Raw genomic sequence first — 8,996 nt, 5'->3', positions numbered from 1 at the left:
CCAGCGCCCGGCTCTACCAGAATATGAGTGCGATCAGGGTGGCCAGGGAAGGGCCAGACGACGCCGGCAGGTCGGGGGACCTGCCGGCGTCGTTGTATCCGGGCACCGCCCGCGCGCGGCAACTGCCCTCATGAATGCGGGTTGCCCGCCTGTTCGGGCCCGATCGTGGTGTCTTCATGAAAAATGAGAAGACGCGCACAGTTTGATTCACTGCTATGCTCCGCTCCTCACCAGGGGACGCTGGCGGCGGGGAATGACCGGCAGGGGTGCGGCCGAGAACATCGACATGACAACCGGTATCGCCCAGGTGGCGATGGCCGAGATCGTGCACGCCGTGTTGTCGGACGCGGAAGTCGCCCTGTTCGCGCGGTTCGCGCGGCTCTCCCGGGTCGAGGCCGGGCAGTGGCTGTTCCATCGCGGCCATCGTGGCGAACGCATGTACGTCATCGTGGAAGGCCGGATTGAACTGGATTTCGGCGAGGACCTGGTGGTCAAGACCCTGGGGCGGCATGAGTTCTTCGGTGAACTCGGCCTGCTGGTGGGCGACCACCTGCGCAGTGCCGGCGCCCGTGCCATCGACGATTGCCAGGTGCTGGAACTGGGCCCGGCCGATTTCCATTGCCTGGTCGAATCCGATCCAGGGCTGGTGGCCTACTTCCTGCGCCGCACGATCATGCGCATGCTGTCCAACGAACAGGTGCTGATCAGCCAGCTGCGCCGGCGCAACCACGATCTGGAAACCGCGTTGGACAACCTGTACATCACCACCCACCAGCTCACCCACACGCGCGAACTGGTGCAGACCGATGAACTGACCGGCCTGCACAACCGCCGTGGCCTGACCCGGTACCTGCAGGACTGCCGCAGCCAGCCCGATGGCGCACCGCAGGCGCTGCTGCTGATCGACTGCGACCGCTTCAAGCAGGTCAACGACCGCCACGGCCACCAGGCCGGTGACCGCGTGCTGCAGAGCATGGGCAACATCCTGCGTTCGATGGCCGGCGAGCACGACCTGGCCTGCCGGCTGGGCGGCGATGAGTTCTGCCTGATCCTGCGCCACGCCGATCGCGAGGCCGCCCAGCACGCGGCCGAGTTCATCCTCAGCGCGGTGCATGGCCTGCTCGAACGCAGCCATGGCAACCCGCACGTCACCCCGGCCAGCATCGGTGCCACGATGCTGGACGCGCAGGGCGACTGGAGCGAGTGGTACGGCCAGGCCGACCGCGCGTTGTACCAGGCCAAGCACGACGGAGGCGATTGCGTGCGTTGGGCATTTGCATACCCTCCAGCAGGATAATGGCGAGCCCCACCGATGAAGGATGCCATCGGCTCCACCCCTGACAACACGCCACAGGTGCGGGCACTGCTGTTCACCGACCTGTGCGATTCGCTGCACGTCGTGAACCGGCTGGGTGATGCCGCTGCCGCCGAACTGTTCCAGCAGCATGATCGCCTGGTGCTGACCCTGCAGCAGCGTTGGCGCGGGCAGCAGATCGATCGCTCCGATGGCTTGTTCATGATTTTCAAGCGTCCTGCCGATGCGGTCGGCTTCGCGCTGGACTACCAGCAGGGGCTGCTCGAGCTGGGTGCGCCCCATCGCGCTCGCCTGCTGTGCCGCGCGGGCCTGCATGTGGGCGAGATCATGATCTGGACCAACAGCACCGACGCCATCGCACTGGGTGCCAAGCCCGTGGAAGTGGAGGGCCTGGCCAAGCCACTGGCGGCGAGGTTGATGCAGATGGCGCGGCCGGGGCAGTTGCTGCTTTCGGGGGTGGCCGAATCGATGGTCCGGCGGTCGCAGGATGCGCTGCCAGCCGAGGGTGCCGAACGGGTCTGGAAGTCGCACGGGCGTTGGCGTTTCCGCGGCGGCGATGCCGAACTGCAGGTGGTCGAACTGGGTCGCAAGGGCACGGCACCCCTGCGGCGCCCGCGCAGGAGCGCCAAGGCGTGGCCGGTCCTGCCGCTGTGGCGGCGGCCGACGTCCCTGCTGGCCGAAGTAGCGGCGTTGGCCCTGGTGGCAACGATGCTGTGGACGCTGTTGCGGCCCGAGCCTGCCATCGCCTTCGCCGAACGTGACTGGGTGGTGCTCGCCGATGTGCGGAACCTGACCAACGACCCGCTGTTCGAGCAGGGCATGGACCAGGCACTGCGCATCAGCCTCGAACAATCCCGCTACGTCAATGTACTGAGCGACCTCAAGGTCCGCGACACGCTGCGCCGCATGCGCGCCGAGGATGCCCCGGCCATCGATCGCGACCTGGCGATCCAGATTGCGCTGCGCGACGGCGCGCGTGCCGTCGTGCTGCCCACCGTGCAGGAAGTGCATGGCCAACTGCAGGTTGCGCTGCAGGTCATCGATCCGGTCAGTGGGGTCGCGGTCTATTCGGAGCATGCCGAAGGCCGCGGCCTGCAGTCCGTGCTCGGGTCCACGGATCAGGTGGTATCGGCCATGCGTGCGCGCCTGGGTGAATCACTGGCATCGATCAGGAACGATTCGCGTCCGCTGCCGGAAGTCACCACGGGTGACCTGGATGCGCTGCGGGCCTATGCGCTGGGCCTGTCAGCCTATGCCGAGCACCGCACCCGCGAGGCACTGGAACATTTCGACCAGGCGGCGCGCATCGACCCGCAGTTTGCGTTCGCCTATGTGGGGAGCATGCGGGTGCACTACAGCCAGGGCAACATGGTGATGGCCCGCACGTTCTTCGAGCGGGCAATGGCCTTGCGCAACCGCATGAGCCCCCGCGATGCCCTGTACATGGATGCCTGGGGGACGGAGTTCAGCGGAGGGACCTTCAAGGACATCGCGCGCCGCTGGGAAGCCCTCTCCACGCTCTACCCGGATCATTACGGGGCGCGTGCCAACTACGCCAATGCACTGGCGAGCGAGGGCAAGTACGCGCAAGCGATCGACGCTGCACGGACGTTGCTGGCATCGCAGAATCCGGCACGCGCCATGGCACTGGATTTTCTCGGCCGCATGTACCTGGCCGAAGATGATCTGGAACGCTCGATGTTCTACTTCCAGGCGGCCACGCATACGGGCGACTGGGCGGGCAGCCGGCAGATGGCCGCAGCGCTGGCCGCCAAAGGCGACCTTGATGGTGCAGAGGCACTGCTTGGGCAGCTTCCGCCCTCGCTGCCCAACAGCATCGAGCGCATCACGTTCGCCGCAGAACGTGGCCAGTGGGACAAGGCAGTGGCCCTGTCAGCTGGAAGCCTGGAGCGCTGCGGAGAGCCGGTGCTCTGCGAGCTGTTCACCCTGATCAATTTGAACGTTCGCTGGTCAGCCGGGGATGCGCCTTCTGCTGCAGAGTGGGACGCCGCCGCTGCGAAGGTGCAGGGCCCCGAGGACACGGTCGAACGCGAATCGAGGCTGTTCACTGCGATGGCAGCGGCGTGGCTGGCGCAGCGGGCAGGTCACCCGGGGGTCGCCAAGCGCTGGCTGCCCACCTACCGCAGCGTTGCCATCGCACTTGATGATGCGCGCGCCCGGCAGATGCTTGCGATTCTGGAAGCCGGCCAGCTGATGCAGGCGGGCGAGCCGGCCCGAGCGCTGGAGGCACTGCGGCCCTGGGACACGAACGAGGCACTGGTTGCGCTGCATGTGTCGCAACGGCAGGCGTACGCCATGCTGGGCGATGAGGCGAAAGAGCGGGGCGAGGCAGCGTGGCTGCAGGCACATCGCGGGCTGGCCTACGCTGATGTTGCAGGCAGCTATGGCCTGCAGACCCGGAACATCCTCGATACAGGGCCGGCCAGCAGGTCGGCCCCGAAGGTTGCTCAGCCCTTGGCGTCGATGAAGCAGTGAGGATTCATGAACAGCGCTTTTCCGGTCAGGTCGGCGAGCAGCGCATCGCGGGCTGCGGCAAACGCTTCCTTGCTGGCCAGCTTGGTGATCGGGTCACAGTAGACGCCCGTCTGGTCCGGCGCCGCGCCCACGGAAGCCAGGGCCGCCTCGCGATCAGACAGGAAACGGGCCCGGAAGTCATCGTCGGTCGCCAGCAGGTCGAGCAGGCGGGAAGCGACTTCAGTTGAAAGCGGAGACTTGGTGTCGGTCATTTTCTATCAAGCGCCTGGGTGGGAGTACGTAGAAAATCCTATCGGCAGCCCTGCAGCAAAATTGAGGCATTGCCCTGGTCTGCGGCCTGCGCCAATGTAGTTGTTTGGGCTTTCCGGTACATGACATGCGCTTTCGCCGTTGCAGCATTCTTTTCCTGGAGCCACGCGCGAGCCTGTCCTTCGATCTCACCGCGATGGCCGATGGCGGAGATGGCCTGCGCGAGGTGGTCCAGTGGTGGGCCCTGGCGCCGCACCTGGAGGCGCCCGTGCAGGTGGATGAAGCGGAAGCGGCGCTGCTGGGACGGGTCAGCCCGGGGCGCTGGCGGGACGTGGCGACGCTTGCCGAGCCCGATCGCGGGCATGTGACACGGCTGATCGACGTGGGCCTTCTGGTCGATGAAGCGGCACCCGGCGAGCCGGGATCCCGCGATGAAGCACAGCGGCAGGCGCACTGGTATCCCGCCGCCGCCCTGCTGCACCGGCAGTCGCGCTGGTCAGGGGAAGACAGTGCCGCTGCGATGGAAGCGCGGCGTCTTTTCACTGCGCGCGACCTGCGCGAGCAGCTGGGCCCGCCGGCACCCGAGATCGTCGAGCGCGGTCATGGCGATCCCATCGCGCTGCCGCAGGGGCCTGCTACCCAGGCCATTGCGGGCAACCGGCGGGTCACCTGCCGCAATTTCGACACGCAGCGGTCGCTCAGCCCAGCGCAGCTGTCAGCGCTGCTGGCCGCCACGGTGATGGCGCATGCACGCGTGGAAGCCGAGCCCGGCGTTGCCTTCCTGAAGAAGGCGGTGCCCTCCGGTGGCGCGCTGCATGCCGCTGAATCCTATCTGCTGGTACAGCGCGTGGACGGAATCGATCCAGGGCTCTACCACTACCGACCGCTTGAACATGCGCTGGTGGCGATGCCGTGCCCACCGATGGAAGGGTTGGCCAAGCGCCTGCTGGCGGGCCAGCACTGGTTTGCAGACGCGCCGGTGCATCTTCTGCTGACCGTGCGCTATGCACGCGCCTTCTGGAAATACCGCAACCATCCCAAGGCCTACCGCGCCGCATTGCTGGATCTGGGGCACATCTCGCAGGCGATGTTCACTGCTGCAGGCGAGCAGGGCCTGGGCGCCTATGTCACCGCCGCGATCAATGAAGTGGATATCGAGCAGGCGCTTGGCCTGGAGCCCCTGGCGGAGGGACCGTTGTTGGCCTGTGGTGCAGGCTGGAGGGGCGCCGCCCAGGTCACCCCGGAACTGGATCCCCTCGCTGTGGTGTGGCCCGGCTGAGTGCCGGGCCAGCCACGCTCAGCCCGCCTCGAAATCCACCAGCACGGCACCGTCACCCACCTGGTCACCGGCCTTGGCGCGATAACCCTTCACCGTGCCATCGGCCGGCGCCTGCAGGGTGTGCTCCATCTTCATCGCTTCCAGCACCACCAGCGGCGTGCCGCGCTTCACCTGCGTACCGGCTTCCACCAGGGTGGCCACGATCTTCCCCGGCATCGGTGCCAGCAGGCTGCCCGCGTCGGCCACTGCGTTGTCCGATTCACCGACCGGGTCGTGCAGGGTGAAGCGGTGCTGGCCATCGGCGCCGAACAGATACAGCTGGTCGCCTTCGCGCAGCAGATGCAGCTGCCAGCGGCGACCGTCCAGCTGCACGCTCATGCGCTGGCCGTCGGTGCTGCCAAGCACCGTGGCTGGTGCAGCCTCGTCGCGCTGCACGCGCCAGCCGTCGGCCTGCGCCCACACCTTCAGCGTGTGCGTGCGCTCGCCCTGCTGCAGCGGCAGCACTCGCGGTGCCGAAGCACCCAGACGCCAACCGTCCTGTGCCTGCCACGGCGAATGCGGATCGCGCGCATCGCTGCCGGCACGCACGGTGCTGGTCACGGCGGCGATGGCCGCCAGCTGCCACAGCGCATCGTCGCTGTCGCCCACGGCGTTCAGCGCGGCCTGTTCGCGTTCGATCAGCGCTGTGTCCAGCTTCGCGTTCGCGAACGAATCGGTGTTGACCAGCCGGCGCAGGAAGCCGGCATTGGTGGTCACGCCCACCACCTGGCAGTCAGCCAGGGCCTGGCTCATGCGGCGCAGCGCGGCCTCGCGGTCCACGTCCCAGACGATCAGCTTGGCAATCATCGGGTCGTAGTACGGGGTGATGCTGTCGCCTTCTTCCACGCCGGTATCCACGCGCACGTTCGCCGAAGGCGTCGGCAGGCGCAGGCGGCGCAGGGTGCCGGTGGAGGGCAGGAAGCCACGGTCGGCATCTTCGGCATACAGGCGCGCTTCGATGGCATGGCCGTGGATGGCCAGTTGTTCCTGGCGCAGCGGCATCGGCTGGCCAGCGGCAACGCGCAGCTGCCATTCCACCAGGTCGGTGCCGGTGATGTACTCGGTCACCGGATGCTCGACCTGCAGGCGGGTGTTCATTTCCATGAAATAAAAATCGCCGTCCGGACCGGCGATGAACTCCACCGTGCCCGCACCCACGTAGCCGACCGCGCGCGCGGCATCGACCGCCGCCTGGCCCATCGCAACGCGGCGTTCGGCGCTCATGCCCGGCGCCGGCGCTTCCTCCAGCACCTTCTGGTGGCGGCGCTGCACCGAGCAGTCGCGCTCGAACAGGTACACCGCATCCCCGTGGGAATCGCCGAACACCTGGATCTCGATGTGGCGCGGGCGCTCGACGTACTTTTCCACCAGCACGTGGTCGTTGCCGAAGGCCGAAGCGGCCTCGCGCTGGCAGCTGGCCAGCGCATCGACGAAGTCCTCGCTGCGTTCGACCTTGCGCATGCCCTTGCCACCGCCACCAGCGCTGGCCTTGATCAGCACCGGGTAGCCGATGGCATCGGCCTGCGCGCGCAGGAACGCGGGGTCCTGCTGGTCGCCGTGGTAGCCCGGGGTCAGTGGTACACCGGCCTGGGCCATCAGGGCCTTGGCTGCGCTCTTGTCACCCATCGCGCGGATGGCGCTGGCCGGCGGGCCGATGAAGGTGATGCCGGCGGCGGCACAGGCATCGGCGAAGTCGGCATTTTCGGAGAGGAAGCCGTAACCGGGATGGATCGCCTGCGCACCGCTGCGGCGGGCGGCGTCCAGCAGCACGTCGCCGCGCAGGTAGCTTTCGCGCGCGGCGGCCTCACCGATGTGGATGGCCTCGTCGGCCAGGCGCACGTGGCGCGCGTTGCGGTCGGCATCGGAATACACCGCCACAGTGTCGATGCCGAGGCGGCGGCAGGTGGCGATGACGCGGCAGGCGATCTCGCCACGGTTGGCGATGAGGATTTTGCTGAACATGGCAACGGGCTTCATGGGAGCTTGCTCGGTCATGGCACGGGTCACATGCGGAACACGCCGAAGCGCGTCTGCTGCGGGGCGGCATTGAGGCTGGCCGACAGAGCCAGGGCGAGCACGCGACGGGTGTCGACCGGATCGATCACGCCGTCATCCCACAGGCGCGCGCTGGCGTAGTAGGGGTGGCCCTGCTGTTCGAACTGGTCGCGGATCGGTGCCTTGAAGGCATCTTCTTCCACGGCCGGCCACTGCCCGCCCTTGGCTTCGATGCCATCGCGCTTGACCGTGGCCAGCACGCTGGCCGCCTGCTCGCCGCCCATCACGCCGATGCGTGCATTCGGCCACATCCACAGGAAGTTGGGCGAATAGGCGCGGCCACACATGCCATAGTTGCCGGCGCCGAACGAACCGCCGATGACCACGGTGAACTTGGGCACCTTGGCGCAGGCCACGGCCATCACCAGCTTGGCCCCGTCCTTGGCGATGCCGCCTTGTTCGTACTTGCGGCCGACCATGAAGCCGGTGATGTTCTGCAGGAAGACCAGCGGGATGTTGCGCTGGGTGCACAGCTCGATGAAGTGCGCGCCCTTCAGCGCGGACTCGGAGAACAGGATGCCGTTGTTGGCGATGATGCCGATCGGGTAGCCGTTCAGATGCGCGAAGCCGGTGACCAGCGTGGCGCCGTAGCGCGGCTTGAACTCATCGAAGCGCGAGCCGTCCACCAGGCGTGCGATCACTTCGCGCACGTCGTAGGGCTTGCGCGTATCGGCCGGGATCACGCCGTACAGGTCGTGCGCCGGCAGCAGCGGTTCTTCGCTGGGCTGTACTGCCATCGCTGGTTCCGGCTTGCGCCAGTTGAGCTGGGCGATGATCGCACGCACCCGCGCCAGCGCCTGCAGGTCGTTGTCGGCCATGTGGTCGGCCACGCCGGAAATGCGCGTGTGCACGTCGGCACCGCCCAGTTCCTCGGCCGTCACCACTTCACCGGTGGCCGCCTTCACCAGCGGCGGGCCGCCGAGGAAGATCGTGCCCTGCTCGCGTACGATCACCGTCTCGTCGCTCATCGCTGGCACATAGGCGCCGCCGGCGGTGCAGCTGCCCATCACGCAGGCGATCTGCGGGATGCCCTGTGCGGACAGGTTGGCCTGGTTGTAGAAGATGCGGCCGAAATGATCGCGGTCGGGGAACACCTCATCCTGCAGCGGCAGGAAGGCACCACCGGAATCGACCAGGTAGATGCAGGGCAAGTGGTTCTGCTCGGCGATCTCCTGCGCGCGCAGGTGCTTCTTGACCGTCATCGGGTAGTAGGTGCCGCCCTTGACCGTGGCATCGTTGGCCACGATCACGCATTCCACGCCGCTGACCCGGCCGATGCCGGCCACCACGCCGGCGGCGGGCACGGCGTCTTCGTACATGCCGTGCGCGGCCAACGGCGCGATTTCCAGGAAGGCGCTGCCGGGGTCGAGCAGGGCATCGATGCGGTCGCGCACCAGCAGCTTGCCGCGTGCGGTGTGCTTTGCGCGCGCGGCCTCGTTGCCGCCCAGCGCGGCGTGCGCCAGCGTGGCGTGCAGGTGATCGACCACGGCCTGCATGGCGGCGCGGTTGCTTTCGAAGGTGTCGCTGCCCGGTTGCAGCTGGCTGTTGAGGACGGTCATCGCA

General features: G+C 67.4%; 6 protein-coding genes. 3 read left to right on the top strand and 3 right to left on the bottom strand.

The features are described 5' to 3' along the window. Nucleotides 1–253 precede the first annotated feature (253 nt). On the top strand, nt 254–1,297 hold the full coding sequence (locus AC3WL7_RS06645) for a GGDEF domain-containing protein (RefSeq protein ID WP_492749739.1): 1,044 nt from the start codon (nt 254–256) through the stop codon (nt 1,295–1,297). A 15-nt stretch (nt 1,298–1,312) separates the two neighbouring features. Continuing rightward, nucleotides 1,313–3,811 carry a putative peptide modification system cyclase gene (locus AC3WL7_RS06640; protein ID WP_492749737.1) on the top strand — a complete coding sequence of 833 codons (2,499 nt, stop codon included), beginning with the start codon at nt 1,313–1,315 and terminating at the stop codon, nt 3,809–3,811. On the opposite strand, the gene AC3WL7_RS06635 is transcribed toward AC3WL7_RS06640, so the two are convergent. Beyond that, nucleotides 3,784–4,062, bottom strand: a complete 279-nt coding sequence (locus AC3WL7_RS06635; RefSeq protein WP_079224820.1) for an NHLP-related RiPP peptide — start codon at nt 4,060–4,062, stop codon at nt 3,784–3,786. The genes AC3WL7_RS06640 and AC3WL7_RS06635 overlap by 28 nt on opposite strands. 125 nt (nt 4,063–4,187) lie before the next feature. Here AC3WL7_RS06635 and AC3WL7_RS06630 point away from each other — a divergent pair, with 125 nt between their 5' ends. Further along, nucleotides 4,188–5,339, top strand: a complete 1,152-nt coding sequence (locus AC3WL7_RS06630; protein WP_492749736.1) for a putative peptide maturation dehydrogenase — start codon at nt 4,188–4,190, stop codon at nt 5,337–5,339. A gap of 18 nt (nt 5,340–5,357) precedes the next feature. On the opposite strand, the gene AC3WL7_RS06625 is transcribed toward AC3WL7_RS06630, so the two are convergent. Both AC3WL7_RS06625 and AC3WL7_RS06620 read right to left on the bottom strand, forming a co-directional pair. Further along, nucleotides 5,358–7,373, bottom strand: coding sequence for an acetyl/propionyl/methylcrotonyl-CoA carboxylase subunit alpha (locus AC3WL7_RS06625; protein WP_492749735.1), 2,016 nt, complete (start codon nt 7,371–7,373; stop codon nt 5,358–5,360). 8 nt (nt 7,374–7,381) lie between these two features. Next, on the bottom strand, nt 7,382–8,992 hold the full coding sequence (locus AC3WL7_RS06620; protein WP_492749734.1) for a carboxyl transferase domain-containing protein: 1,611 nt from the start codon (nt 8,990–8,992) through the stop codon (nt 7,382–7,384). Between the last annotated feature and the right edge of the window lie 4 nt (nt 8,993–8,996).

The sequence above is a fragment of the Stenotrophomonas sp. FW305-3-2-15-E-LB1 genome (assembly GCF_058787375.1).
This window is presented reverse-complemented; position numbering and strand designations above follow the sequence as displayed.

What these genes read in the sequence shown, in the direction of transcription:
- AC3WL7_RS06630 (WP_492749736.1), top strand. Translation starts at nt 4,188, where the DNA reads ATGCGCTTTCGCCGTTGCAGCATTCTTTTCCTGGAGCCACGCGCGAGC.
- AC3WL7_RS06620 (WP_492749734.1), bottom strand. Translation starts at nt 8,992, where the DNA reads ATGACCGTCCTCAACAGCCAGCTGCAACCGGGCAGCGACACCTTCGAA.
- AC3WL7_RS06635 (WP_079224820.1), bottom strand. Translation starts at nt 4,062, where the DNA reads ATGACCGACACCAAGTCTCCGCTTTCAACTGAAGTCGCTTCCCGCCTG.
- AC3WL7_RS06625 (WP_492749735.1), bottom strand. Translation starts at nt 7,373, where the DNA reads ATGACCGAGCAAGCTCCCATGAAGCCCGTTGCCATGTTCAGCAAAATC.
- AC3WL7_RS06640 (WP_492749737.1), top strand. Translation starts at nt 1,313, where the DNA reads ATGAAGGATGCCATCGGCTCCACCCCTGACAACACGCCACAGGTGCGG.
- AC3WL7_RS06645 (WP_492749739.1), top strand. Translation starts at nt 254, where the DNA reads ATGACCGGCAGGGGTGCGGCCGAGAACATCGACATGACAACCGGTATC.